The organism is Oscillospiraceae bacterium (genome assembly GCA_035380125.1).
Taxonomy (GTDB): Bacteria; Bacillota; Clostridia; order Oscillospirales; family JAKOTC01; genus DAOPZJ01.
Genome location: DAOSWV010000003.1, coordinates 74,047 through 100,928 on the forward strand (window position 1 = coordinate 74,047; position 26,882 = coordinate 100,928).

Annotated in this window: 23 protein-coding genes; 16 read left to right on the plus strand and 7 right to left on the minus strand. The window is 51.1% G+C overall.

Annotated features, from left to right (window positions below; translation table 11 throughout):
• The first annotated feature begins 251 nt into the window (after positions 1-251).
• From PK629_01640 to PK629_01680, 9 genes are all read left to right on the plus strand, one after another.
• The gene (locus PK629_01640) at positions 252-1,607 is read left to right on the plus strand and encodes a uroporphyrinogen decarboxylase family protein (GenBank protein ID HOP10172.1); all 1,356 of its coding nucleotides are present in this window, start codon (positions 252-254) and stop codon (positions 1,605-1,607) included.
• A gap of 29 nt (positions 1,608-1,636) precedes the next feature.
• On the plus strand, positions 1,637-2,554 hold the full coding sequence (locus PK629_01645; protein ID HOP10173.1) for a GTP-binding protein: 918 nt from the start codon (positions 1,637-1,639) through the stop codon (positions 2,552-2,554).
• A gap of 311 nt (positions 2,555-2,865) precedes the next feature.
• Positions 2,866-3,828: a hypothetical protein gene (locus PK629_01650; GenBank protein HOP10174.1), complete on the plus strand. Its 963-nt coding sequence runs from the start codon at positions 2,866-2,868 to the stop codon at positions 3,826-3,828.
• A 12-nt stretch (positions 3,829-3,840) separates the two neighbouring features.
• Positions 3,841-4,695 carry a helix-turn-helix domain-containing protein gene (locus tag PK629_01655; protein HOP10175.1) on the plus strand — a complete coding sequence of 285 codons (855 nt, stop codon included), beginning with the start codon at positions 3,841-3,843 and terminating at the stop codon, positions 4,693-4,695.
• A gap of 311 nt (positions 4,696-5,006) precedes the next feature.
• Positions 5,007-6,011 (plus strand): Gfo/Idh/MocA family oxidoreductase, encoded by a 1,005-nt coding sequence (locus tag PK629_01660; GenBank protein ID HOP10176.1) that lies wholly within the window; start codon positions 5,007-5,009, stop codon positions 6,009-6,011.
• A 6-nt stretch (positions 6,012-6,017) separates the two neighbouring features.
• The gene (locus tag PK629_01665; GenBank protein HOP10177.1) at positions 6,018-6,983 is read left to right on the plus strand and encodes a hydroxyacid dehydrogenase; all 966 of its coding nucleotides are present in this window, start codon (positions 6,018-6,020) and stop codon (positions 6,981-6,983) included.
• 15 nt (positions 6,984-6,998) lie between these two features.
• Positions 6,999-7,937, plus strand: coding sequence for a hypothetical protein (locus PK629_01670; GenBank protein ID HOP10178.1), 939 nt, complete (start codon positions 6,999-7,001; stop codon positions 7,935-7,937).
• Positions 7,938-7,939: 2 nt separating this feature from the next.
• Positions 7,940-9,229, plus strand: coding sequence for a hypothetical protein (locus PK629_01675; GenBank protein ID HOP10179.1), 1,290 nt, complete (start codon positions 7,940-7,942; stop codon positions 9,227-9,229).
• 12 nt (positions 9,230-9,241) lie between these two features.
• The gene (locus tag PK629_01680) at positions 9,242-10,183 is read left to right on the plus strand and encodes a carbon-nitrogen hydrolase family protein (protein HOP10180.1); all 942 of its coding nucleotides are present in this window, start codon (positions 9,242-9,244) and stop codon (positions 10,181-10,183) included.
• Between the two features lie 251 nt (positions 10,184-10,434).
• Here the strand turns inward: PK629_01680 and PK629_01685 are convergent, their stop codons facing one another.
• Positions 10,435-12,399 (minus strand): NAD(+) synthase, encoded by a 1,965-nt coding sequence (locus PK629_01685; protein ID HOP10181.1) that lies wholly within the window; start codon positions 12,397-12,399, stop codon positions 10,435-10,437.
• A gap of 185 nt (positions 12,400-12,584) precedes the next feature.
• Positions 12,585-13,850, minus strand: a complete 1,266-nt coding sequence (locus PK629_01690) for a hypothetical protein (protein ID HOP10182.1) — start codon at positions 13,848-13,850, stop codon at positions 12,585-12,587.
• A 284-nt stretch (positions 13,851-14,134) separates the two neighbouring features.
• Between PK629_01690 and PK629_01695 the strand changes: the two genes are divergently transcribed.
• From PK629_01695 to PK629_01720, 6 genes are all read left to right on the plus strand, one after another.
• Positions 14,135-15,247 (plus strand): M20/M25/M40 family metallo-hydrolase, encoded by a 1,113-nt coding sequence (locus PK629_01695; protein HOP10183.1) that lies wholly within the window; start codon positions 14,135-14,137, stop codon positions 15,245-15,247.
• A gap of 50 nt (positions 15,248-15,297) precedes the next feature.
• Positions 15,298-16,398 (plus strand): FKBP-type peptidyl-prolyl cis-trans isomerase, encoded by a 1,101-nt coding sequence (locus PK629_01700; protein ID HOP10184.1) that lies wholly within the window; start codon positions 15,298-15,300, stop codon positions 16,396-16,398.
• Positions 16,399-16,408: 10 nt separating this feature from the next.
• Positions 16,409-16,960 carry a flavodoxin family protein gene (locus tag PK629_01705; GenBank protein ID HOP10185.1) on the plus strand — a complete coding sequence of 184 codons (552 nt, stop codon included), beginning with the start codon at positions 16,409-16,411 and terminating at the stop codon, positions 16,958-16,960.
• 99 nt (positions 16,961-17,059) lie between these two features.
• Positions 17,060-17,740 (plus strand): response regulator transcription factor, encoded by a 681-nt coding sequence (locus tag PK629_01710; GenBank protein ID HOP10186.1) that lies wholly within the window; start codon positions 17,060-17,062, stop codon positions 17,738-17,740.
• A gap of 2 nt (positions 17,741-17,742) precedes the next feature.
• Positions 17,743-19,080: a HAMP domain-containing sensor histidine kinase gene (locus tag PK629_01715; protein HOP10187.1), complete on the plus strand. Its 1,338-nt coding sequence runs from the start codon at positions 17,743-17,745 to the stop codon at positions 19,078-19,080.
• 264 nt (positions 19,081-19,344) lie between these two features.
• Positions 19,345-19,953 (plus strand): DUF2680 domain-containing protein, encoded by a 609-nt coding sequence (locus tag PK629_01720; protein HOP10188.1) that lies wholly within the window; start codon positions 19,345-19,347, stop codon positions 19,951-19,953.
• Between the two features lie 82 nt (positions 19,954-20,035).
• Here the strand turns inward: PK629_01720 and PK629_01725 are convergent, their stop codons facing one another.
• The 5 genes from PK629_01725 to PK629_01745 form a co-directional block, all read right to left on the minus strand.
• On the minus strand, positions 20,036-20,794 hold the full coding sequence (locus PK629_01725) for an ABC transporter permease (protein HOP10189.1): 759 nt from the start codon (positions 20,792-20,794) through the stop codon (positions 20,036-20,038).
• The gene (locus PK629_01730; GenBank protein ID HOP10190.1) at positions 20,794-21,711 is read right to left on the minus strand and encodes an ABC transporter ATP-binding protein; all 918 of its coding nucleotides are present in this window, start codon (positions 21,709-21,711) and stop codon (positions 20,794-20,796) included. Before PK629_01730 ends, PK629_01725 begins: the two co-directional genes overlap by 1 nt.
• A 38-nt stretch (positions 21,712-21,749) precedes the next feature.
• The gene (locus PK629_01735; GenBank protein ID HOP10191.1) at positions 21,750-21,950 is read right to left on the minus strand and encodes a PLDc N-terminal domain-containing protein; all 201 of its coding nucleotides are present in this window, start codon (positions 21,948-21,950) and stop codon (positions 21,750-21,752) included.
• Between the two features lie 32 nt (positions 21,951-21,982).
• Entirely contained in the window at positions 21,983-23,089 is a 1,107-nt protein-coding gene (locus PK629_01740; GenBank protein ID HOP10192.1) for a helix-turn-helix transcriptional regulator, read from the minus strand.
• Positions 23,090-23,284: 195 nt separating this feature from the next.
• Entirely contained in the window at positions 23,285-24,850 is a 1,566-nt protein-coding gene (locus PK629_01745) for a sigma-70 family RNA polymerase sigma factor (GenBank protein HOP10193.1), read from the minus strand.
• Positions 24,851-25,078: 228 nt separating this feature from the next.
• Here PK629_01745 and PK629_01750 point away from each other — a divergent pair, with 228 nt between their 5' ends.
• A complete protein-coding gene (locus PK629_01750; protein HOP10194.1) occupies positions 25,079-26,542 on the plus strand; it encodes a sulfatase-like hydrolase/transferase in 1,464 nt (487 codons plus the stop codon).
• Positions 26,543-26,882 lie beyond the last annotated feature (340 nt).

The window sequence follows — 26,882 nt, forward strand, 5'->3', positions numbered from 1 at the left end:
TCCTGCAAATGCAAATCATTTGCATATATAGTATAGACCAGAAAGGATGCTTCAGTCAATACATTAATTAAAAATTTTACCCCTTTATTAAATTTTTATCGGGATTATGGGAAAATCGATTAACAAAATTCAAAAAATCTTGAAATTTTCATATAGTTTTTATTTTCGGTGTGCTATTCTGTTACCGGACACCGAAGAAGTGTCGGAATTTTTAGATTTGATTTTGATTCAAATATAAGGAGGAACTGACGATGAATCCTAAAGAATTATTATTCGCTGTTTTGCAGCATAAAGAGACCCCGCGGACCCCTTGGGTGCCGTTTGCGGGCGCGCATGCCGGAAAACTGGTCGGTTATGACGCCGAAGAAGTACTCACCGACGGCGACAAACTCTTTAAAGCCCTGACAGAGGTCAACCGCCTGTATAAACCGGACGGCCAGCCCGTGGTGTTCGACCTGCAGATCGAAGCCGAGATTTTGGGCTGCGAACTGGTCTGGACCAAGGACGGCCCGCCTTCGGTTAAGACTCATCCGCTTTCCGAGACCACGCAAATCCCCTGCCGCTGTACATTGCCCGACGAGACCGACGGACGCATTCCGATGGTGCTCGACGTGATGCGCCGCATGAAGAAAGAAGTCGGCGACACCACCGCGCTCTACGGTCTGATCTGCGGTCCGTTCACATTGGCTTCGCATCTGCGCGGCAACGACATCTTCATGGACATGTTCGACGACGAGGAATATGTCAAAAACCTGCTCGGCTACTGCGCCGACGCCGCCAAACGGATGATCGATATGTATGTCGCGGCGGGCATGAACGTGATCGCCGTTGTCGACCCGCTGGTTTCGCAGGTCTCACCGGCCCATTTCGAGGAATTTTTGGACGCGCCGTTCAAAGAATTGTTCGATTATATCCGCGCCAAAAAGGTGTTTTCTTCATTCTTTGTCTGCGGCGACGCCACCAAGAACATCGAGGTCATGTGCAAAACCGGCCCCGATTCGATCTCGATCGACGAAAACGTCAACATCGTGGCGGCCAAGCAGATCACCGACAAATATAACATCACCATCGGCGGCAATATCCCGCTGACCACTGTGATGCTGCACGGCACTCAGCAGGACAATATGAAATGCGTCGTCGATATCCTCGACAGCATCGAAAATAAAAAGAACCTGATCATTGCCCCGGGCTGCGATATGCCTTATAATGTCCCGGTCGAAAACGCCATCGGCGCGGCGCAGGCCGTTTTGCAGACCGAGGAGACCCGCAAGATGATCGAGAACTATGTCGCGGTCAAGGACGACATCGAGATCATTCTGCCCGATTACGCCAACCTTCCCAGACCGCTGGTCGAGGTGTTCACGCTCGACTCGGCGACCTGCGCGGCCTGCACCTATATGCTCGATGCAGCCCAGAAAGCCAAAGACCATTTCGACGATAAAATTGACATGGTTGAATATAAGTACACGATCAAAGAGAACATCGCCCGCTGCATCAAGATGGGGGTCAAAAACCTGCCGTCGATCTATATCAACGGGCAGCTTAAGTTCTCGTCCATCATCCCGAGCCGCGAGGAGCTCTTCGGCGCCATCGAAGCGGTGATGTAAACGCTACGCGTAAAAAGGAGGTGCGGGATATGATCGGACTATATCTGATCACCGGCTTTCTCGGCGCGGGCAAGACCGTATTCTTAAAGGGATTTATCCGGCGCAATCCCGATATCCGCCTCAAAATCATTGTCAATGAGTTCGGGCGGGAGGGTATCGACGGCGCGTTAATCCGCGAGACCGGCGCGAAGGTCGAGGAGATCAGCAACGGCTCAATCTTCTGTTCCTGCCGCATCGATCAGTTTGAAGATGCGCTCAGCGAAGCGATTTCCGATCAACCCGAATTGATTTTGGTAGAGGCCTCCGGCCTTTCCGATCCGACCTCGATGCAGGCGATTTTGAAATCCGACCGCTTTGTCGGAATTGACTATCTCGGGTGCGTGTGTCTGGTGGACCCGAAGACCATTCAAAAGGTGCTGGCGGGCGTTCGGGTCGGCAAGAAGCAGCTCGAAGCCGCCGATCTGATATTGATCAACAAAGCCGATACGGTTTCGGAGCAAGTCATGGCCGAGACAGAGGCAATGATTCGCGAACTGCGGCCAGATGTGCAGATTCGCAGAACGACGTTCGGGCGGATTGAGCCGGAGTGGCTGGAGAATCTCCATCAAAAACAGGAAGCAGGCGGCCCCGCATACCACTTGAAAGATGTGGGATTGCAAAAGCTGACGATCAAAATCAAAGACACGATGAATTATCCGCAGCTCGAGGCATTTTTGGTGCAGTTCGTCGGATTCACCTTCCGGGTCAAGGGTTTTGTGCTGTTGGACGGCAAGCTGTCACTGGTCGACTGCGTGGGCGAAAAGGTCTCCGTCAGCCCGTATGCGGGAGAAGCGGCGCACCCCAACCGGATTGTGGCGCTCGGCGGCGCGAATATGCCAATGGAACAAAAGGTCTGCGAAGCGGCAAAAGGGTTTTCCGAATACATTGAATCAATCGAGTGGGAATGATAGTTTTTCACACATCATTCTAAAATTCTTCAACGTATGTCATCCTGAGCGGAGCACCGCTCACGGTGCGAAGCCGAAGGATCTCTTTACCGTCAAATCTATAAAGCTGTTTATTTAAAATCATTCTGTCCGAGATTCATCGACTTCGCGCGCAAAACGTCAGGTGCGACGTTTGTGCACTTCGCTCAGAATGACAAAAACCGGCGGCAGGCTTTCCTGCCGCCGGTTTTTGTCGACAATCGGGAATGAATATGATATAATAGTGGCGATTCGAGCGATGTGAAATTTGCTGTAAGGATGGTCTGAAAATCATGCAAAATCTGATGGACGGATTGAGAAACGGAAACCAGAAACCCGGTAAGGGGATCATTAAAAAAGGGACATTGGACATCGGCGTGGTCGAGACCACTCCGGTGGTTTGGAAAGACCGGCTGTACCGCTTTGAGTGGATTCGCAACAACGAATGGGGCGGCGGTTATTGGAACAACAAAACCAATCACGGCTACTTCCGTTTTACCGATATGGAAACCGAGGAAGTCACGCCAACTTTCGGCGTGGATTATTCATTCGGAAGCGCGTTTATTGAACGCACTCCGGAGGGTGAAACCGCCTATGTATACGGCATCAGGGGAAAAGGCGGCGGAAACCGGCTCGATGTTTTTTGGTCGGAGGATTTAAAAAACTGGGAGACCAAAAAGGTATTTGAATTTCCCGAGAGCTGGTCTTTGTTCAACTCTTCCGTCTGCAAAGGCAAAGACGGCTATGTGATGGCACTGGAAATCGGCAGCCCGAAAGAGATCTGCGGTGCGCCTTTTACCATCGTTTTTGCCGAGTCGAAAAACTTGATCGACTGGGTCATGATGCCGGTCGAAGACCATATCTATACCAAAGAGCGGTATTCGGCCTGCCCGGTGATTCGGTTTGTCGAAGATTGGTATTATATCATTTATCTGGAGGGCATTCCCGGCTATCGATGGGTGCCCTATATCGTCCGCACCCAAGATTTCGTGAACTTCGAAATGGGCATCAAAAACCCGGTGATGTTTTTTAACGATGAAGACAAAATCGTTCAGCGCCCGGAGAAGTTTTCCGCAGACCAATTGGCGTATATCGAAAACGCGGTAAACAGCAACAACAGCGATATCGATTTGTGCGATTTTAACGGAAAAACCGTGATCCTATACAGTTGGGGTAATCAGTTGGGCAAGGAGTTTTTGGCCGAAGCCGAATACGACGGACCGATGGATGAATTTTTAAAATCGTTTTTTAATTAAAGGACGGATCAGATGCTGAATTCAGATGTAAAAGTGCTGTGGCTCTCCAAGTGCACCTATCTGCCCGCGAACGGCGTCGATGTCCACAGCCACCCGTTTTTCCATTACCTCTATATCGTCGACGGGTCGGCGCAGATGACGGTTGGTGAAAATGCTTTTTCGGCATCGGAGGATGAATTTTATCTGATTCCGCCGGGCGTTGGGCATGGATTTACCGCCGATAAAATCAAGGGGCTCAAGATGATCGAGATTAAGTTCACGGCGGCAGGGGAAATGGAAAATCATTTGACCGATTTAAAACAGAAAATGCGCCTGCCCGATAGGAAGGTGCGCCACTTGGCGGAAAACCTGATCAGCGAGGGCGTGAATAAGGCCGCCTACTGGAACGACATCGTTAACCTGCGTTTTTCCGAGATTTTGATGCACCTGCTGCGTATTGCCGAACAAAACAACTCGGTATGCGACGCCCATGATTTGATACACGAATATGTACATGAAATACATGGTTCGGATAAATCCGGTATCGGGTTGACGCTCTCCTATATGGAGAAAAATTTAGACCAAGCGATCAATCTGGATATGCTGGCAAAAGTGGGCGGTATGGGTCGATTCCAATTCAACCGCGCGTTCAAGAGCGCTTACGGGGTCACGCCGATTCAATACCTCGGCGATCTGCGGTTTGCCAAGGCCAAGGAACTGATGCGCTATTCGGACAAGAACGTCACCCAAATCGCCTACAGCGTCGGGTTCAACGACGTGCATTATTTCAGCCGGTTCTTCAAACAGCGGCAGAACGTCTCACCCAACGAATATCTGAAAAAGGCGCGTGGTTCGTTTTATATTTACCTCGACGAAAAAGAAAAGTAATCGTCATTGCGAGGGGCGTTAGCCCCGCGGCAATCCAGACCTCCGTCGTAATCAATATACTTGCTCTCTGGATTGCTTCGTCCTGCGCGGAGCTTGTCTCCGCGCTTTCCTCGCAAAGACGAAACAGGGGATCCTGTAGTAGGGGCGATTCCTAATCGCCCGCAAGATGGTACATGGCGTACGGGTGATTGCGAATCGCCCCTACATTTGATAATGTGATTTTGTGTAACAAATCCGCAAAAAAGTGCATGGAAAACCACCTCAGGCAGTGTTAAAATAACATTAACCATGTTGAAGGGAGTTTTACTTTCATGAATAAAGTCAGAGTTGCTTTGGTGGGCTGCGGCAGCTTTATCCGCGCCATGCATATCCCGATTTTAAAAGCGAATCCCAAATACGAGATTCGTGCGACCATGGACATCAGCGAGAGCGCTGCCGCCGACACCGCGAAAGAGGTCGGCGCGGTCTATTTTACAACAGACATCGATAAGATTTTATCCGACAGCGAAATTGACGCGGTCTTTATCGGCACGCGTCATGACACCCACGCGGCGCTGTCGGTCAAGGCGGCCAACGCCGGCAAGCATGTGCTGTGCGAAAAGCCGATGGGATTGAGCCGTGAGGAATGCCAAGCGGTTGTTGAGGCCGTAAAAAAAGCAGGCGTCAAATATACGGTCGGCTATAATCGCGGCATGGCGCCGATGATTGTCACGGCAAGGGATCTGCTCAAAGACAACGACCATAAAAAGATGATCTATCACCGCATTCAGGCGCCGTTTCCCGCAGATGTCTGGACGCACGACCCCAAAGTCGGCGGCGGGCGTTTTATCGGCGAGGGCTGCCATATCTTCGATCTGCTCTGTGAGATCGTCGGCAAGCCGCCGGTGAGCGTCTATGCGTCGGGCGGAACCTTCCTCGACCCCGAAAAGGTCAAAATCCCCGACAGCGCCATCGTCACAATCACCTTTGCCGATGGTTCGGTCGGTACGACCCTGATCGCCAGCGCGGGCTGCTCGGCTTTCCCCAAAGAGTCGACCGAGATTTACTGCGACGGCAAGGCCATCTGGGTCAACGACTTCACCGCAATGGAGTATTACGGCTTCGAAGGACACGCCAAGACTACGCTGGCATTTGATAAAGTCGACAAAGGGCATACTTCCGAGATCGACCAGTTTGCCGATGCAATTTTGCTCGGAAAAGACAGCCCCAACGGGCTTGTCAAAGCTGCGCGCGCGGCGGTGCTGAGCTATATGGTCAACGAATCACTCGCGAGCGGAAAGCCGGTCGCGGTGTCGGAAAAAGACTATTTGTTTTAACAGACAATGAATATTGTACTGCTTTTTCCGTCCAATCTGATTTCCACGCTCTTCTCGCCCGATGCCGTCACTCGGCTTGTGGCGCTCGGAACGGTGATAAACCACGCGGATTCCGCCGATGTGGCGGATGCGGATATCCTCATCACTTCATGGGGCAGCCCCGCAGTCGGCAAAGAGATTTTGGACCGCTGTCCCAATTTACGGCTCGTGGCCCATGCCGCCGGCAGCGTCAAACCCGTCGTAACCGAGGAATTGTGGGAGCGTGGTGTGCGCGTCACCAATGCGGCAAAGGCTCTGGGAATCGGTGTAGCCGAGACCGCGCTCGGACTTACCATCTGCACGGCTAAGAACATCTTTACACTCAACGCCAATATCCATAACGGCGGATGGGATGAGGGCAGGGAAGACGTGCGGGAGCTGTATAACCTCACGGTCGGGGTTTTGGGTTCCGGCCGGGCGGGCGGCCATTACATCAAACTGCTGCAAAACTTTAGTGTGCGCGTGCTGTGCTATGACCCTTACTTAAGCGACGAAAAAGCGGCGGCATTGGGCTGTGAAAAAGCTTCTTTGGAAGAGGTTTTGAAAAACAGCGACGTCATCTCCGTTCACGCGCCCTCTATTGAGGCGACGCACCATATGCTCAACGCCGATACGCTCAAACTGATGAAAAAAGACGCGGTGCTGATCAATACGGCACGCGGAACCATCATCGACGAGAGAGCGCTGTATGACCATATGGCTGCGGGAAATCTGCGTTATGCCTGCTTAGACGTCTTTGACCCGGAACCGCCGGAAGCAGAAAACTCGCTGCGAAAGCTGCCCAACTGCATTCTCACGCCGCATCTGGCGGGGCTTGTCAACAACGGGCGGCAGCGCATCGGAATGCACATCACACAGGAAATCGAGCGGTTTGTCCGCAGCGGAAAATTGGATTGTGAAGTTTTTCAAAAAGATTTAGAAATAACAGCTTGAAAGGATCGATAGAACATGATCAGAATCGGTGTTGTCAATATCGACGTCTCGCATCCGAAGGCGTTTTCGGAATATCTGAAAACCGGAGACCGCGCGCGCTATGTCGCGGTGTATAACGACGGCTTCCGGGGCGACGACGAGGTCGAGGGATTTATCAAAAATTACGGGCTCGAAAAGCGGTGCCAATCGGTTGAGGAACTCGCCGATACCGTGGATATCGGGTTTATACAGGGCTGCGACTGGGACAAACACCTCGGATACGCGATGCCCTTTATCGCGCGTAAAAAGCCGGTCTTTATCGATAAACCCATCGTCGGCAATCTCGCCGACTGCCGCAAGATCGAACAACTGGTCAAAGACGGCGCGGTGATTTTGGGCAGCTCGTCGGTGCGCTATGCCGAGGAGATTCAGGACTTTTTAAAGATTCCCGAAGAAGAGCGCGGCAAGATCGTCACGGTGTTTGGCACCTCCGGCCTGGACGAGTTCAACTATGCCATCCATGTCGTCGAGGCCATCGGCGGACTCATCGGCACCGGTGCGGTCTCGACCCGTTATGCGGGGCGCGGCGAAGTCAACGGGCAGGCCTGCGAGACCTTTTTAATCAAATATGCAAACGGCGCGACGGGCGTTTACAACGCGTTTTTGGGCGTTTGGCAGCCCTTTGAGGTCGTCATTATGACCACCAAATCCACCTATCAGTTCCGCATCCAGACCGGCAGGGTCTACGGGCAGCTGCTCGACCGCATCTGCGACTATATGGAGACCGGAAAGAACGCACTCGCGCCGATCACGACAATCACCGAGTCCATCCGCATCATGCTGGCCGGGCGCATCTCCCGCGAACAGGACGGAAAAGAGATTAAAATCGCCGACATTCCCGACAATGATCCGGGTTTTGACGGCGCCGCATTTGCGCGCGGATATGCCAAGGCCGCGAGCAAGATTTATTTATAAGTATGATTCGGATTAAGCGCGCCGACTGCAATTTCGAACGGGAACCGTTGGTCGCCCCGTTCGGATTCAAGGGCGGTTATGTCAATGAGATCTGGCAGGCGGCGGCACGGCTCGAGAGCGAATCGGGTCAAAGCGGGGTCGGGCTTGCGATACAGAGCATTCTGTGGTCGGATGCGGCGGTGTTCGCCGCCAATCTGCCGACCGCGGGCAACGCACTGATGTACCTGATGACCGCGTTCGCACTGCAAAAATCCAAGGAGATTCCGTTCGAGACCCCGACGGATTTGCTTGAAAAACTCTATCCGCTGACGCTGGAATACGGCAAGAAAATAACGGGCAACCCGAACCTGCGCCCGACTTTTGCGCTGAACGCGCTGGTCGCGGTCGATAACGCCGCCTGGCTGCTGTATGCCCGCGAAAAGGGGATTTCAAGTTTCGATGACTTGATTCCGGACGACGTGAAACCCGCGCTCACGACTCGGCATGAAAAACTCGCCGCCATCCCGCTGATTACTTACGGCATTGCGATGCCCGACGTGGTCAAGACGCTCGACGAGGGCTATTTCTTCCTCAAAGTCAAGATCGGCTCCGACCCCGAGAAGGACGGCGACCTGAACAAGATGCTCGAGTGGGACAAAAAGCGGCTTTCGGCCATCCACGAAGCGGCTAAAAACCGCACGACGCCCTATACTGCCGACGGCAAAATCCCGTATTACCTCGACGCCAACGGGCGGTATGACAACAAAGACCGGCTGCTGCGGCTGCTCGACCATGCCGACAAAATCGGCGCGCTGGAGCGGATTATGCTGCTCGAAGAACCGTTCCCGGAGGATTATTTAGACGATGTGAGCGACATTCCGGTACGGCTGGCCGCAGACGAGAGCGCCCATTCCGATGTGGACGCGAAAGAGCGCATTGATCTGGGGTACAAAGCCATCGCGCTGAAACCGATTGCCAAGACCCTGAGCATGAGTTTTAAGATTTTAAAGATCGCGCACGAGCGCAATATCCCGTGTTTCTGCGCCGATCTGACCGTCAGTCCCGTGATGGTCGACTGGAACAAAAACGTCGCTTCCCGTTTGGCTCCGCTGCCCGGTATGAACATCGGCGTGATCGAGACCAACGGGCACCAAAATTATACCCGCTGGGAAACGTTGAAATCCTTCCACCCGTGTTACGGCGCGCCGTGGACCGAGGTCAAAGGCGGCACATTCACATTGGACAAAGATTTTTACGACCGCAGCGGCGGCATCTTTTTACGCAGCGAACACTACGAAACATTAGTAAAGTAAAGGTGGTGCAGTATGGCGAATTACGTCAAGATCAGCGCATTGGGACCCGACCGCCGCGAGATGGATCCGAATATGGATCTGGATCTCTGCGTTAAAGACATGATCGATTATTGGGACAGGCAGTTGTCAAACGTCCTGCCCGACAAGCCCGATCTGATCGTGCTGCCCGAGGCCTGCGACCGACCCGCGAACTACGACCGCGAACAGCATAAAGAATATTATGCCGTGCGGGGCGACCGCGTCCGCGACCACTTCATGCAGGTGGCGCGTGAAAACCACTGCAACATCGCCTATTCCGCCGCACGCACGCTGCCCGACGGCACTATGCGCAATTCCACCCAGTTCATCAATCGCAAAGGCGGCGTCGACGGCATCTACGACAAGAACTATCTGATGGTCACCGAACACACCGAGGGCAAATTGGAATACGGGCGGGATGCCTCCATCGTCAAAACCGATTTCGGCACGGTAGGCGGTTTGATTTGCTTTGATTTGAATTTCGACGAGCTGCGCCTGCGCTATCAAAAGACGCCGCCCGATCTGCTGGTATTTTCGTCGATGTACCACGGCGGCATGATGCAGAACGTCTGGGCGTATTCCTGCCGGTCGTATCTGGTCAGCGCCATCGCGGGCCCGCCCTGCCAAATCATCTCGCCGCAGGGCGTTGCGGTTGCCGCCTCGACCAATTACACCAAGTATGTCACCGCGACGGTCAATCTGGATTACAAACTGGCGCACATGGATTTCAATATGGACAAGGTGCGTGCGCTCAAGCAAAAATACGGTGCCAAAGTCAAGATCACCGACCCGGGGTATCTCGGGAGCATTTTGATCACGAGCGAAACCGACGAGTGTTCCGCCGCCGACATGGTCGTCGAATTCGGCATCGAACTGCTCGATGACTATTTCGCCCGCTCGACCAAGGCCAGAGAGGACTCGTTGGGGGAGAAATAAAAAATTCCACTCTGTGAAGGGGATGTGGTTCAATATAAAAAGGAGAGCCGGTTTCCGTTCGGAAACCGGCTTTTATAATGATAATGTAGGGTCGGATGACCACATCCGGCCGAGCGGGCGAATAGCCCGCAGAAATGTTAAGATAAACACCTTGATGTGATGAGTTCCAACGGCAAATAGAACAAGAGCGGTTTTCCACAAAATAAAAAAGCCCGCAATTTGCGGGCAATAATAGGTTATTGTGAAATTAATTAAATCTGCTTTTCAAGCGCGTCAATCCGCTTGAGCCAGGAGGCCGCGGAGGCGTCGGAAGGCATTCTCCAGTCGCCGCGCGGGGACAGGCAGATGCTGCCCACTTTGACCCCGTCGGGCAGGCAGCTGCGCTTATACTGCTGCGCAAAGAACCGCGTATAAAACACCCGCAGCCATTTCAAAATCGTCTTTTTGTCGAAATCGTCCTTGAACGCCAGCGTCGCCAGATAAAAGACCTTTTCGGGCGCAAAACCGAACCGCAATACATAATAGAGGAAGAAGTCGTGCAGGGCATACGGCCCGACGATGTCTTCGGTTTGCTGCGCGATCTTGCCGTCCGCATCCGGCGGGAGCAGTTCGGGGCTGATCGGGGTGTCGATGATGTCCTTGAGCACCTCGGTGCTCGGTTCGAAGACGCGGTATTGCATGATGCCGTCGATCATCCACCGCACGAGCGTCTTGGGGATGCTGGCGTTGACGCCGTACATGCTCATGTGGTCGGCGTTGTAGGTGCACCATCCGAGCGCGAGTTCGCTGAGATCGCCCGTGCCGACCACGATACCGCCGTTTTTGCCGGCGTAGTCCATCAGCACCTGCGTGCGCTCGCGGGCCTGGGTGTTTTCAAAGGTGAGATCGTGCGTATTCATATCATGGCCGATGTCCAGATAGTGCAGGGTGCAGGCCTGCTTGATGTCGATTTCCTCACTGGCGACCCCGAGAGATTTCATCAGCGCGAGAGAATTGTTATAGGTGCGGTCGGAGGTGCCGAAGCAGGGCATCGTGATGCCGATCACATCGGTCAGCGGCCGTTTCAATTCCCGAATGGCCTCTGCGCTCACCAGCAGGGCCAATGTGGAATCAAGCCCGCCGGACACCCCGACGACGGCTTTGCCTTTGGTGTGGTCAAGCCGCTTTTTCAGCCCGGCGACCTGCATCCGGAAGATGTTCATGCAGCGCTCGAGGCGGTCTTTCTGCGAGGACGGGACAAACGGCAGCTTGCGGATGGGATACAGCGTGCCGTCGCCGTAAAACTCTTTTTGATCGGCAGTGCAGTCCATCGTGCGGACGGGTTCATAGCCGCCATAAAGCGCAACGCTGTCTTTGAAACTCTTGTTTTTCAGGCGGTCTGCGCGGATTCTGCCGAGGTCGATATCGGAGATTAACAGGTAATCAGTGTCAATCAACTGTTCGTTTTCTTTTAAAAGCGCGCCGTTTTCTGCAATCATCGAATGGCCGGAGTAAATCAGGTCGGTCGTCGATTCGGTGCCGCCTGCGGAGCAGTAGATATAGCCGCAGAAGTTGCGGCCCGATTGTTGCTTGACGAGGTCGCGGCGGTATTCCCGCTTGGCAATGGTCTCGTTGCTGCCCGAGATATTCACGATCAATTCCGCACCGCCCAGCGCCAAAAACGTACTCGGCGGCAGCGGTACCCAGAGATCCTCGCAGATCTCGACGCCGAACCGGAGCTGATTGTTCAGGTTAAATACAAGGTCTCTGCCGGCGGGGATGTCGTATTTTTCGGCGATACCCAGCAGGGCAGAGGATAAGGATTTTTCGTTGAGGTCGCAGGAGGTCGAAAACCATCTGCGCTCGTAAAATTCGTTGTAGTTGGGCATAAAGGTCTTGGGTACGATACCGCCGACCTTGCCTCTATTGATAACAACGGCGCAGTTATAAAGTTGATTTTGAACGGCGATCGGCATACCGACCACCGCTGTGAAATCCCACGAAAGTGAAGCCTGAAGAATTTTTAAAAGCCCCTGTTTGGCTTCTTCAAGCAGTGTAGTTTGAAAAAACAGATCGGCGCAGGTGTATCCGGTGATGCAGAGTTCCGGAAACACGAGCAAATCGACCTTTTGCGTTTTTGCCTGCTGTGCTTTCGAGAGGATTTGTGCCACATTGTAATCGACGTCGCCCACCCCGATGTTCGGGACGGCGCTTGCGGCACGGATAAAATCAAACATATCAACGACCATCCTTTACAGACAGTTTGGATTCTTCATGATATCGGCATATCGAAGAGCATAGCCCTTGATATTTCCATAATGATTATATCATATTATCACAGAAATTGCACCATTTGGCGAAATGAAAGAGAAAATTGACATGTGGCAATAAACGCTGATCGGTTTTACGGGTTCTTCGACTTTCAATAAATCAAATTGCGAAAATCCTTTACAACATGCAGCGTGATCAGGTTTCCGTTATGGGGACTCTGGGCGCGTTCATCCCCGGAGCGGCTCACGATGAATAAATCCTTATCCATGATGCACATCGAGGCATAATGCCTGCTGGCTTTTTCGATATCACCCATATCTACCAGACCGGCGAAGCACCAGTCGACGCAATTTTTCGAAAAATGCAGCTGCAGCCGCCTGCGTTCGTTATCCGGAAGCCCGTAGCGATCTTTCGGCATTTTTTCGGGAATAACCATACTGTCGGTGCTCTGCGTGCTCAACAGCCAATAATAACCGGAGACGTCGTCATGCAGAATATGAAACTTCATCTGCCCGCCGGGGATGGGCAGGTATACCCAGTGCCTGCCGGAAGGCGCGGTCTCCAACATCGTGGTGATGGAGCCGTCGGGATTTTCAACCGCTTTCGATAAACAGCCGTAATTGGTTCGCCCCGTGTGTGCGCGGGAAAGCATATGAAACGTGTGCCCGTCGGGATCATACCAGATATGGGCGGGGTCTGTGATCTGCACGACATTGGTTTCCAGCCATCCGAAAGGCGCGCATCTTCTTCCGCCGCCGATATCCGCATCCTCGCTGCGCGGCACCGTGTAAAACGGAATGCCGAAATAATCCGTCTGCGAAAGATCCACCGTGTCGCGGAACACCATTTCGCTTGCGAACGTCCAGTTCTCTCTTTTTGTCAAATCCGCATCCAGCCTGCCGCGCATTAGAACCGGCGCAATAACCGATACGCCCCAGGCCTTGCAGTCGTGAGGCGGGCGGTGTTCCATTACAATATAAATACAGCCGTTGGCGTACAGATAATTGCAGGGCGCCTGATGCCAATCTTCCCCCTCGGTCAGCCGGCAGACATCCGTCCAGGTCTCGCCTCCGTCGTCCGAGCGAATGATCATCAGGTCCATTGCCTGACCCAGTACATACAAACTTTTCCCCGCAGTAAAAGGTCGGGCGTGCATAAACGGGAAATCGGTCACCCATCGCCAAGTGTCGCTCCGGTCATCCGATACATGTACTTTGCCGTAAACAGGTGCACCATATCGGATATTGGTTTTAATCCCCGGTATCTGTTTCACGCCTTCTCCGCTTATGTCGTTGGTGACGACCAGACGCCCATTGTTAAGCGCGCATATTCCCGGACTGCCCGCCATCATATCATTCGGATACGGGACTTCGTATACCACGGTGTGCACAGGGGCGATCGGTTGAATACGACACATAATGTTCTTCTCCTTGATCATTATATCAATGCCCCTGAATGCCAAAGCCGTGATTTTAACGGATTTATTCAGCGGGTATTATTTATGAATCATTATATATTATGAACATTTATATGTAAAGCCAAGCGATCTTTTGCTTTTATTTCATATTGAGATGGTTGACGGTAATTGCAATTATCTGCAAAATCCGTTATAATGATTTTTATGGAAAACGGTTCGAAAAATCAGTTTCGGGCGGGGTTTTTCACAAGTAATTGCCTGCCGGAGATACGAGGAACATTAAGATGATTCAAAAAGAACGTTTGCTGGACCTGTTCGGGCGGCTTGTTGCCATTGACAGCCCTTCATTGGGAGAGCGGGAAGTTGCCGATTTAATCAAAACGAAGCTTATTGATTTGGGAATCTCACCCCAAGAGGACGATTCAGCCGTAAAAACAGGCGGAAACTGCGGAAATATTTATGCCTATATCGACGGCGCAGTAAAAATGCCACCCCTGTTATTCTCTGCCCATATGGATACGGTCGAGCCCTCGTGCGGCAAAAAGATGAAAATCGACGAAAACGGGACTATTACCTCGGACGGGACGACTGTTCTCGGCGCGGACGATTTTGCCGGTATCGCAGCCATTCTCGAAGCATTGACCACGCTCAAAGAATCGGACCTGCCGCATCGTCCGATAGAACTGCTGTTTACAGCGGCGGAGGAGATTTACAGCGTCGGTCTCAAACAGTTTGATATCGCCAAGCTAAAGTCTCGGGAGGCCTATGTGTTCGACCTCACGGGTCCGGTCGGCAGCGCGGCCTATCAGGCTCCGACCATTATTTCCTTTAAAGCGGTTTTTAACGGACGCGCGGCCCATGCGGGGTTTGCGCCCGAAAAAGGGATTCATGCGGTCAAAGCGGCGGCGGAAGCGGTCACGCGGATCGTATGCGGCAGGATCGGAGACGTTACCGTGAACGTAGGGGCGATTTCCGGCGGCGGCGCCACCAATATTGTGCCCGATCGCTGTGCGGTCACCGGCGAAATTCGAAGCAATTCGGATGAAAAAGCGCATCGGAAGTTGGATGAGATTTCTGATATCATCCGAAAAACAGCCGAAATAAACGGCGCATCGGTCGAATTTGAAAGCACCACACACATTACGGCGTATCGTACGGATCTTGAGCATCCCGTTGTGAAGCGATTTCAAGACGCCTGCAAACAGATGAATTTAAGAGCGGATTTACAGCCGACTTTTGGGGGAAGCGATCATAATTTGCTTGCTTTACATGGCATTTCGGGCATCGTACTGGCGACAGCGATGAACAACTGCCACTCCTGTACCGAGTACACCAGCGAACAGGAGATATGCAGAGCCGCCGAACTCGCACTCGCTTTGATGACGGCGAAACAGTGAATGTGCGGGGTTCAAATCGTTGATTATTTAAAGAAGTAGGAGAGATTGCAATGAAACAGATGAATACACTGAGATGGTTCGCTGCCGTATTGGCCCTGTCAATGATCCTTTTTACAGGATGCAGTACTAAAGCCGGAGAAACCGACATCAGCTCTTTTTCGTACAGCGACGGCATTGATGAAAACGGATTTTGGGAAGGAATTAAAGCACTGAAAAAAGTGACACTTTGTGACTATTCGGCCATCACGATCCCAAGTGAAACCTACACGATAACCGAGGATGCCATTCAGACGGAAATCGATGATATTCTCGCGGATTATACCACCAGCGACCAGGTGACGGATCGTGCCATAGTAGACGGTGATACCGTCAACATTGACTATGTCGGAAGCGTGGACGGCGTCGAATTCGAAAATGGCAGCACCGAAGGCGCCGGAACCGATGTCGTCATTGGAGTGACAAACTATATCGATGATTTTCTGCAGCAGCTCATCGGGCATAAACCCGGCGAATCGTTTGACATTGAAGTGACGTTCCCCGAGGATTACGGCGTCGATGACCTCAACGGAAAAGATGCGGTTTTTGCGATCACCGTCAATTACATCACCGAGACCTCTGTTCCCGAACTGACCGATGCGTTTGTTTCTGAAAACCTGTCTGCTTCGAAAGGATGGACAACCGTGGAAGAAATGAAGGCGGATATCTTAAGCGATCTTCAGGATTCGGCAATTTCAGAGTACATTCAAAACTATGTTGTCGATAATACCACAGTGAAATCGCTTCCCGATTCGATTTTTGAATACCAGGAAAACGCAACGGTAAAAAGCTATCAGGATTATGCCGATTATTATCAAATGGAATTGGATGACTTTCTCTCAACCTACGTGGGATATGCTTCTAAAGAGGAATTGTTAGAGAGTAATCTTGAGGCCAACACCAACTATGCAAACTACAGTCTGATTATGCAGGCCATTGCGGAAGATGCCGGCATCACGGTCAGCGACGAGGATATCAGCGCGTTCTTTGTCAAATATTTTGAAACGGACGATTATTCCGAATATGAAACGGAATACGGCATGAATTATCTGAAGCAGGTCGTGCTGTATCAGAACGTTCTGGATTATATTAAGAGTACCGCAGTATTGGCCTGACGGCAACCTGATGGATAAAACGATGAAACACATCGTCGTTATCGTCGGCAGCCCGCGAAAAAACGGAAACACGGAACTCTTGGCGGACGCGTTCATCAAGGGCGCGCGCAGCGTCGGAAATACCGTCGAAACCATTTCGGTGATCGGTAAAAAGATCGGCGGGTGTCTCGGCTGCAATGCGTGTTATCGGGATGCACAGCACCGGTGTGCGCTGCATGATGATATGGAAGTCTGTTATAAACGTCTATCGGAAGCCGATGTCATCGTGATCGCCACTCCGATCTATTTCTACGGCGTCAGTTCGCAGCTGAAATGTCTGATCGACCGTCTCCACAACCCCATCCGCAACTCCTTCAAAGTGAAAAAACTCGGCCTGCTCGCGGTATGCGCGGACGACAGGGAATCGGTTTTCGATTCGGTGGTCACCATGTATCGCTCGATACTCAATTATTTTTCTCTTTCCGACGGCGGCGTAGTCACGGTTTGCGGCGTTTCGGAGAAAGGCGATATCAAGGGGAATCCCAAGCTGAAAGCGGCACAGGAGATGGGCAGAACAATTTAAAAAAATCTTCATTTGGCCTCATCAATAATCGCATGACATAATTTTGCCATAATTCGTACCGATAATATTTTGGTGAACTTAACGAAAGCAGGTGATTTGATGGTTTACAACATATTGATTGTTGAGGATCAGCCCGAGATCAGCGGCGTGGTCGCAAAATACCTTGATAATGAGGGGTATAAGACTTTTGTCGCAAAAGACGGGTTTGAGGCGCTGAAGATTTTTAATAAAAATGAAATTCATCTCACTTTACTCGATGTCATGATGCCCGGTATCGACGGATTTGACGTACTCAAAGAGATTCGCAAGGTGTCGGATACGCCAGTGATTATGCTGACCGCCAGAACCGAGGAAATCGATCGGCTCAAGGGCTTTGACACAGGTGCTGATGATTATGTCGTCAAGCCGTTCAGCGTCAAAGAGGTCGTAAAACGAGTCAACGCGCTGATTAAACGCACCTACCACAACACCGACGAGATCGTGTTTAAATTCGACAATTTGAGTTTACACGTCAAAAGCATGAAACTCTATAAAAACGAAGAGGAAATCCCGATCACGGCCGCGGAATTTGAACTGCTGCATGTGTTGTTCAAAAACAGGGGACAGGTTCTTTCCCGCGAACAGCTGATCAATTCGGCCTACGGGTTCGAATACGAGGGTTATGACCGGAATATCGACAGTGCGATCAAACGACTTCGTCAGAAAATCGAACACGACCCCAAGAATCCGAAGATTTTGCTGACCAAATACGGCGCGGGCTATGTGTTGGGAGGTGTGTGAACTTGACCATCAGGCGGCAGTGGCTTCTGGTGCTGACCATGACGGCGGTGTTGGCCGTTTTGATCAATTCGCTGATTCTGTCTTCGTTGATCAATAAGTACTTTTTAACATACAGCACCGAAAATTATAACAATCATATCAGCCAGATCGAGCAGCTTGCGGCCAGCGCTTTAAAAGACGGCGGCATTACGCAGCAGCAGCTCTCGGTTCAGCTTGAATCGCATTTGGACGACCCGATTGTCAGCATCAAATTATATGACGCTGACGGAACGCTGGTTGCCGAGGCGGAGAATAAACCCGGCAACGGTTACGGGATGGGCAGCGCGATGCGCAAAAACTCCGAAGAGACCGAAACCTATCAGATCACAGACGGCGATACGGTTTTAGGCACCCTGAATGTTGCGCGGTACAGTTCCCTGAGAGATTCACAGGTCTCGGTAATGTTTAAAACGTCTCTGCTTCAAAACAGTTTAATCTCGTTCGCAGTCGTGTTTGCGGTGCTGATTGTCATCGGTTTGTTTGTGAGCCGGAGACTGAGCCGCGATCTAACAAGTACGGCGTCGCAGGCGTTGAGTATCGACATGGAGGGTTATGAAGCGCAAAAGCCGTCAAAAGTGCGGGAGATCCGGGTGATTCAATCGGGACTTGACACGCTGCACGACCGGTTGAAAATCAAACAGATCGGCCGGAAAAGAACCGTGGACGAATTGGTTCATCAAACCAGAACGCCGCTGACGATTTTACAGGCCCATTTGGAAGGTCTTGAGGACGGAATTACAACCTGGTCGGACGACGAGATCAAAGTGTTCCGGGCACAGATTGACAATATCTCGTCCATCGTCTCGAACATGAGCATGCTGATCGACGCCGACAGACCGGTGCAGGAGCTTCATTCCGAGGAGATCGACCTGCACGCGCTGCTCGGGCAAATCATCGACGGTTTAAAAATCCAATTCGAGAAAAAGCGAATTGACCTTAGAATATTGAATAGTCAGAAAATTTTAATAAAAACCGATCAATATAAACTGAGCCAGTGCATCTACAATCTAATTACGAATGCCTATAAATTTACGCCGCCGGACGGCAAAGTCGAGATTTCCTATGAGACGGCAGATGCGAATATCTTGATTCACATTAAAGATACCGGAATCGGAATTGCCGAAGAAGATCTTCCGCACCTGTTCGACGCCTATTACAGAGGGCATAACTCCGCCGAGAGCAGCGGAGACGGTCTGGGGCTTTATGTCGTGAAAGAAAATCTGGAGCAGATGGGCGGCACAATCGGCGTTCAGTCAAAGCCGGGCGAGGGCAGCACGTTTACGATTGCGTTACCGATATAAATCATTATATAGGATGAGACAGCCCCGCTTCCGATCGGAAGCGGGGCTGTTCAACTTATTAAGAGGCCGAGTTTTCATTTATAAGTAAAGGACCTCTGAATGTTGAAAGCTAAAATAACCGCATTAAATAGGCCATTTAGCCGGATCTTAAATTTTTTGAAAAAATTTTTTAAAATATTTTTTGTGAGCATATTTCTGCCACAGTTGGATTTTATCATAGAGCCATAACACCGGAGACGGTGGAAATTCAAGGAGGTAAATACCATGTCTAATTTCAAGATGAAAAAGTTTTTTGCAGCAGGAGTTGCGGTCCTCGCACTGAGCGCATTGTCCATCACCGCTTTTGCGGCATCCGCATATAACAATCCTGCAGAAGCCGCTGCCGCGCTGACCGGCCAGACGGTTGAAAGCGTCGTTGACCAGCGTCAGGAGACCGGAGACAGCTATTGTACCATCGCCGAAGAAGCTGGCGTTCTGGACGAATACAAAGCGGCTGTTCTGGAGATAAAAAAGGATGTTCTGGATGCGCGGGTTGCCGCGGGAACAATGACTCAGGAAAGAGCCGACGAGATTATGGCGGCCCTTGCGGCGGCCGATTGTGACGGCAGCTGCGATAACAGCGGCGCAGGGCTGGGACAGAGTTACGGCGTAGGTTTCGGCTTCGGTAACGGCGACGGAACCGGCAGCGGCCTCGGCAATGGTAACGGTTTCGGCAACGGCAACGGTGACGGTACAGGCAACGGCACCTGCGACGGTGATTGCACGGCTGATGGTCTCAGCGACGGCACGGGCAATCAATTCGGCGGTCAAAACGGCGGTCAGAACGGACTGCGCACACAGCTTCAGGACGACTCCTGCGTGGTGAACGGCTAATCAATATCTGAATCGACTAATTTAAATCACGAAAAACGAAGCGGATGCCTTTGCGGCATCCGCTTCGTTTTTGTGTAAGGATTTACACCTGCTTTTTATTGAACACAAGAATTGCGGCTGTCAGGAACAACGCGATCAAACCGCCACAGACGATCATCGCGGGATAAAAGTCCGCCGGTGCGACCTGTCCGGAGAGCAGACCTGTGTTTAAATTGCCGCAGCTGATGGGATTATATTTATTCCAAGTCGGCGCGATGCTTACGAGCAGAGTGACTGCAACGAGGCCGAAGGTGAACAGCAGGCCGCCGTAATTTCCTTTGAACAATATGCCGCCTAAAATCAATTCTGTGATCAGCAGCACGCCGTAAACCCAGAGACCGGCTGTCGACAGGAACAGGTTCGAGACATTATCCATACTCCAAAAATAGGCCGTATAGGCATAGGCAACCCCGAAGCAAAGGGCATAAATTGCCGTCCAGATCAATACCGCGGAGGTGAATTTGGACAGAATCACAACGGGTCGGGAGAGCCCTTTCGTCAGCATATTGACCAGAGTGCCCTTGCTGAATTCACCGGCCATGATGCCGCCGAAGACGAGCACAACGACGATCAGCCCCATTTGGGAGACGTTTTTGAAAAATTGACCCCAGGAATCGAGCGCTGTGGGTGTCGGCAGCGTGAGAATCATATCTTCGGGCATCACCGAACTCATGATATCCGGCAGGATTTTGGCCGTGACGGGGCTCATGATGCCGAACAGCAGAAATACGATGACCAAGATTAACAGCTTGTGTGTTCTGGAACTCTCCGTGAGTTCTTTTTTCAAAAATGCAGTATACATTATTTCACCGCCTCCATAAACAAGGTCTCGATACTCGGTTCAAGCAGCTCAAATTTGACGGGGCGCAGCTGCTTTTGCGACAGGATATCAATCGTATCTTTTTGCGCGCGGGCAGCGTCCGCGGCCCTCAAAACCACCGATAGGCCGTTTACCTCGGTTTTATTTAAGTAGTCCGGCGTATCGATTGCCGAGAGAAAGACCTTTATGTCGTCGGGTGAGCTGAATTCGATCAGCAGACCGTCCTCGCGGTGTTGCTTTTTGATGTCGGCGATGGTGCCGCAGAGTGCCAGCTTGCCGTTGTTGAGCAGGGCGATGCGGTCGCAGATACGCTCCACGTCCGAGAGAATGTGGGTGGAAAACAGCACGGTGGTTTTACCGGTGACCCGCTCGAGAATGTCAAGCAGTTCTTTGCGGCCGATGGGGTCGAGCGCGGATGTCGGCTCGTCACAGATCAGCAGTTTCGGTTCGTTGATCAATGCCTGCGCAATGCCGAGCCGCTGCTTCATGCCCCTCGAAAATCCGCCGATCTTTTTATTCGCTTTTTCAAGCCCCACCAGATGAATCAGCTCATCACAGCGGCTTTTCAAGGTTTTCTTATCAAGTCCTGTGATTTCTCCGCACAGCGTCAGATATTCCCGCGGCTTCATATAGCCGTAGAACTCGGGTACGTCGGGCAGATAGCCGATAAAGCGGTTTGTCTTGGTCTGGCCGTACCGGACGGGCTCGCCGTTGACCCGGATGGTGCCGGTGTCCGCTTTCAGCAGGCCCAGAATCATCTTCATGGTCGTGGTTTTGCCCGCTCCGTTTTGGCCGATAAAGCCGAAGATGGATTTTTCGGGTACTTCAAACGAAATGTCGTCGATGACTTTGTGGTCGCCGAAGCTCTTTGAGACATGTTCAATCGTCAGAATGTTCATTATCATGCCATCCTTTTGTAAATTAAGAGATTTAAATCTTATTCTTCTTCGCCTTTTCCGAAAATAAAGTAGATGACCGGGCCGATGATCTGGATAAAGCACATGATGATCCAGAAGACCTTGTTCCCGAAACGGTAGTGGGGGTGTCTGAGGACATGTACGAGGGCCACGACAGTGAGCGTCAGTTCCACAATGAGAATCGGGATTAAAAACGGGAGATACTCGATCAGTTTTTCCATGTTGACAGCATCCTTTCTTTATTTGCGGGGATTTACCCCAAATTGGCTTCAAGCGTTGACAGGATTTTTTGATAGGTTGGGTTTTCGGCTAAGAAGGCGAACGCGGGGTTTTTTTTAATCAGGTTCACAACGTCTTCGCGGATTACTTTGATGTCGCGGGGGACGCTTTTGTTGAGCACGAATTCCTCCAGCCAGTCGTCGAGCTGATCGAAGAACTTGTCACCGTGCAGCGTCACCGCAAAACTGTCTGATGTGCACACCTTTTCGTAACCGCACAGCATTTCCAAGGTCTTCTCCGTGTCCTGCTTTCCCGAATAAGTCAGCGCGGCGATGTAGTAAATCGGCGCTAAAAGATCGGGCCGGAGTGCGTCGAAACCGAACGCCTCGGCGAGTTTCAAGAACCGGTTCAGCAGAGGTTCAAACCGTTCGTCGTTCATGTACAGCGAGAGATAGGACGGGGCGATGCCCAAGATAATCCCGAGATACTGATAGACTCCAACCTGCATGACCATGGTCGCCTTTTTAAAATCGCCCTTCATCTGATAGGCGCTGGAGAGCACGACCTCGGTGCTCATCACGGGTTTGAAGGAGCCGTCCAAAAGTTCCAGCACCTCCAGCGGTTTTTGCAGACCGAGGTAACAAAGCGCCTGCATCGAGTTGGCCTGCTTGGAAAGCCAGATGTCCTCGCCGTCGCTCTTAATGTGTTCGCACAGGGCGATGATCTTGTTCAAAACTTCCTGCTGCTTTTCGGGTTCCTTGGCCAGCGGATAGTGGTTAAACAGCAGCGCCGCGATTTCGAAGATCAGCGGAAAGCAGGAGTAATATTTTTTGACGAGCTCTTCGCATTCGGCGTAGACCTCCCAAAAGGGCCTGCGGCTGAACTCATGCGCCAGCCGGTTATAGTTTTTTTTAATGTCCTCCGCGGTCATTTGGGGGAGATAGCCGACCAACTCGTCGATGCTGATATTGAAGTAGGCCGCAAGACGCGGCAGAAATGTGATGTCGGGATAACTTTGGCCTGTTTCCCATTTGGAGACCGAGGCCTTCGAGACACCCATGTAGTCGGCGAGCTCATCCTGGGTCACACCTTTTTCGCGCCGCTTTGCGGCGATCACCGTGGAAATGTTAATCTCTTTCAAGAAGAATCACCTCACGAGAAACATTATCAACCATTCGAAAGGGGAATGCAAGGGATTTGTAGTTGATTTTGGTTGATAAAATCAACCAATGGGAAACCAAAGAGAACAAAAAAGCGTTCCGCAAACGGAACGCTTTGAGAAGCAGAATAATTTCAAAGACTGTGCGTGGTCTATTCTGTCTAATATTATAAATAATCACTTCTCATAAATCAAGCAGGCAATCGGCGTCAGATCGTTCCTCTCGGGTATTTGAATGAAACCTCTTTGATATAATGTTTCGTTGAAATATATCCCGGCGTAAAACGCGATCCATGTTTCGGTGTAGCCGTTTTCATATGCTTTGAGCTGTTCCGGAAGCGTTGCGGAAACGATTCTCGAAATGTTTGCACGGATGTCACCGCACAATTTTTTTAATTCGCTTGAAAGTTCCACGTTAATCCGATGAAACAATTCGCGGCTTGCTTTCGTTGTGACGGCTACATTGCAAAACAGCTTTTCGCCGCGTTTAATGACATAACCCTGTTCGATCAGTTCCGCGTAAATTTCTTTATCCGTTTCTTTGACATCTCCGCAGAAAACATCGTAAAGAGCCTGCGCCTTACGCTTATCCCGCAGTTCGTTTTGGCGATGAAATTTGCCGAACGCAAGCACGTCGCATGGATGAACGTCACATTTTTCGAGGAATGTCGGTGTTTCTCCCATTGCCCAGACGGATCCTTTTGCAGCTTCGGCGAAGATGATGCTTTTCGAGCCGCAGGACAGTATCCGAGGATAATCATCTGCCGTGAGTTCATACCCTTCATAGGCGAACGCAGGGATATTTCTGATAAAATACCATGCCCATTGATTCGGTGTTGCGTCAAATTTAAAAACACCGCATTTCAAAAGTTCCGACTTGTATTTCTCATATGCTTTGAGCACGAGCGAAACATACGATTCGTACAAACGTTCGAATTGTTTTCTGATTTGATACACCGCATTTTCTTTCAGGATATGAAAGTTTGTACGATATTTACCTTTAACGGGATTGGTCATAACACCGGCGTCCAGAAGTAATCCGATCTCATCTTCAATGTAGACGGACGGCGTACCTGTTCCAATTGAAATTTCGCCCACGGTTTTAGCGCTATCATGGCAGATGATTGCGATCTGACACGGCAGTTTGCGTTTAAAAACTTCCCATATGTTTACTTTCGAAAGGTCAAGCCCGGATTTGTATACCGAAAATTCCAACGGATTATAACTCTTTTCACCTATTTGGTTCATGTCAAATGCCTCCTTCAATTTTTGCTTGCCCGCACGCAGATAGAACTTGACCATCTCTTCGCTAAGCAAAAGCCGCTTTGCGGTTTCGCGGATGGACAGTTCGTCGTAATAAAAGCATACAAGCGTTTGACGGTAATCCTTTGTCAGCCGGGACAGCGCAAGGCGTATTTCATTTGTTTCTTCATCGCTGATTATTTGTTCAACGGCGGGAACAGTATCGCTCATGATATTTGTGAAAGTATCCATATCATCATCAAGCGGAAGCGGCGTTTTTCTTTTACACCATCTCTTGAACGTATTGTGCGCAATACTCCAAATATACGAGTCAAAGTTTTCATTGATATTACCGCGATTGACAGCGGCAACGGCTTGAAACGTGATCTCTTGAGCCAGTTCCTCGGCTTCGGAAATATTACCGATCTTGTTGACGGCGAATCCGAGAAACGCAGAAAGGTATTGCTCTGTGATTTTTCGTAGTTGCTCTTCCCTTGTCATTGCGTTTCCTCCTCGCTCGTTTTGTAAGCGCTTACGTCAATATAGTAAAATCAAAAAGTGAAAAGATAAGTGATTTTAAAACATTATACAACTTTTTTGCTTGAGAAGATAATAAAGGTCAATCCGATCTCTCCTCCTTGCCAAATTGAACTTTACGGTGATATACTGAAAAGGAATGAGGCAAAGGAGTTGTTGGTTTTGGCAGAAAAAAGACGGGTCGTGTTTATCATGACCGACACACAGAGAAAAGATATGCTCGGGTGCTACGGAAACCCCGATATGAAAACGCCGAATCTTGATCGGCTCGCCGCCGGAGGCGTCCGCTTCGACAGGGCTTATACCTGTCAGCCTGTGTGCGGTCCGGCACGGTCAGCGATTTTTACCGGAACATACCCCCACTCCAACGGGATGTGGGGCAACAGCATGCCTTTGGGCGATAACGTGAAGACCGTCGGACAACGCCTGCGGGACAACGGCGTTCACACCGCTTATATCGGCAAGTGGCACTTGGACGGCGGCGACTATTTCGGTCTGGGCCGCTGTCCCGATGGTTGGGATGAGCGGTATTGGTACGATATGCGCTGTTATCTGGAGGAGCTTACGCCGGAGGAGCGCTATGCGTCCCGGCAGCCTGAGACGATGGCCAAACAGAATATCACGGAAGAATTCACCTATGCCCACCGATGTTCCGACCGGGCGCTTGATTTCCTCTCGAAGAGCAGCGGCGAAGATTTTTTCCTGGTCGTTTCCTACGACGAACCGCACCACCCGTTCCTCTGCCCGGAACCCTATGCCTCGATGTACAAGGATTATGAGTTACCCAAACGCCCCAACGTCTGGGACACGCTGGAGGACAAGCCGGAGCACCATCGCGTGTGGGCGGGCGATTCCGTTAAAGAAGATAAAGACGCGCTGAAAATTAAAAACCCATATTATTTCGGATGCAATTCTTTTGCGGATTACGAGATCGGACGGGTGTTGGACGCAGTGGACGAATACGCCCCGGACGCGCTGGTGATCTACACCTCCGACCACGGCGACATGCTCTGTTCTCACTCCATCAGCAATAAAGGCCCCGTCATGTATCAGGAGATCACAAACATCCCGCTCTTGGTTCGGTATCCCGGTGTTATTCCATGCGGTTCGGTTTGCACTAACACGGTTTCCCACATTGACTTGACGCCGACCATTCTGGAAGTCATGGGGCTGCCGGAACCGAATCTGTTGGAGGGCGAGAGCATTTTGGAACTGTTGAGCCATCCGGAAGCGGAAAAAGCGCGGGACGCGTTTATGGAGTTCGGACGCTATGAGATTGACCATGACGGTTTCGGCGGATTCCAATTGATCCGTGCCGTCTGCGACGGGCATTATAAATTTGTCGTGAATTTACTCACTACCGACGAACTTTACGATTTAGAACAAGACCCCTACGAGATGAAAAACCGGATCGAGGATCCCGCATATCAAGTAATTCGAGACCGGTTGCACGACCGGTTACTGGCGTGGATGAATGATACCCGCGACCCCTTCCGCGGTTACTATTGGGAGCGCAGGCCGTGGCGGACCGATGCCCATCCGGCCACATGGGATTTTGCCGGTATGACGAGACAGCGAGAAAACGAGGAGTACGAACCCCGCCAGCTGGATTACAGCACCGGTCTTGCGATAACCGATGCCGTGCGGAAAAAGTAGCTAAGGGAAAATTTCACTTTTCATTCTTATCTTTTCAATTTAAAAAGGCGCTAAGTGAAAAATGAAGAGAGAAGAGCGAAAAAAGAAGAATACAAAACAAAAAGGCGTCCACTTGCGTGAACGCTTTTCGTTTTGGCGGAGAGGGTGGGATTCGAACCCACGTGGAGTTGCCCCCAAACTGATTTCGATTGTCAGCACCGCGCGCTTTGCGCGCTTTACCCGTCAGGCTGCGCCTGCCACCCGTTATGACCACTTCGATTGAATCTTATTAAACAAAAAGGCGCTCACTTGCGTGAACGCTTTTCGTTTTGGCGGAGAGGGTGGGATTCGAACCCACGTG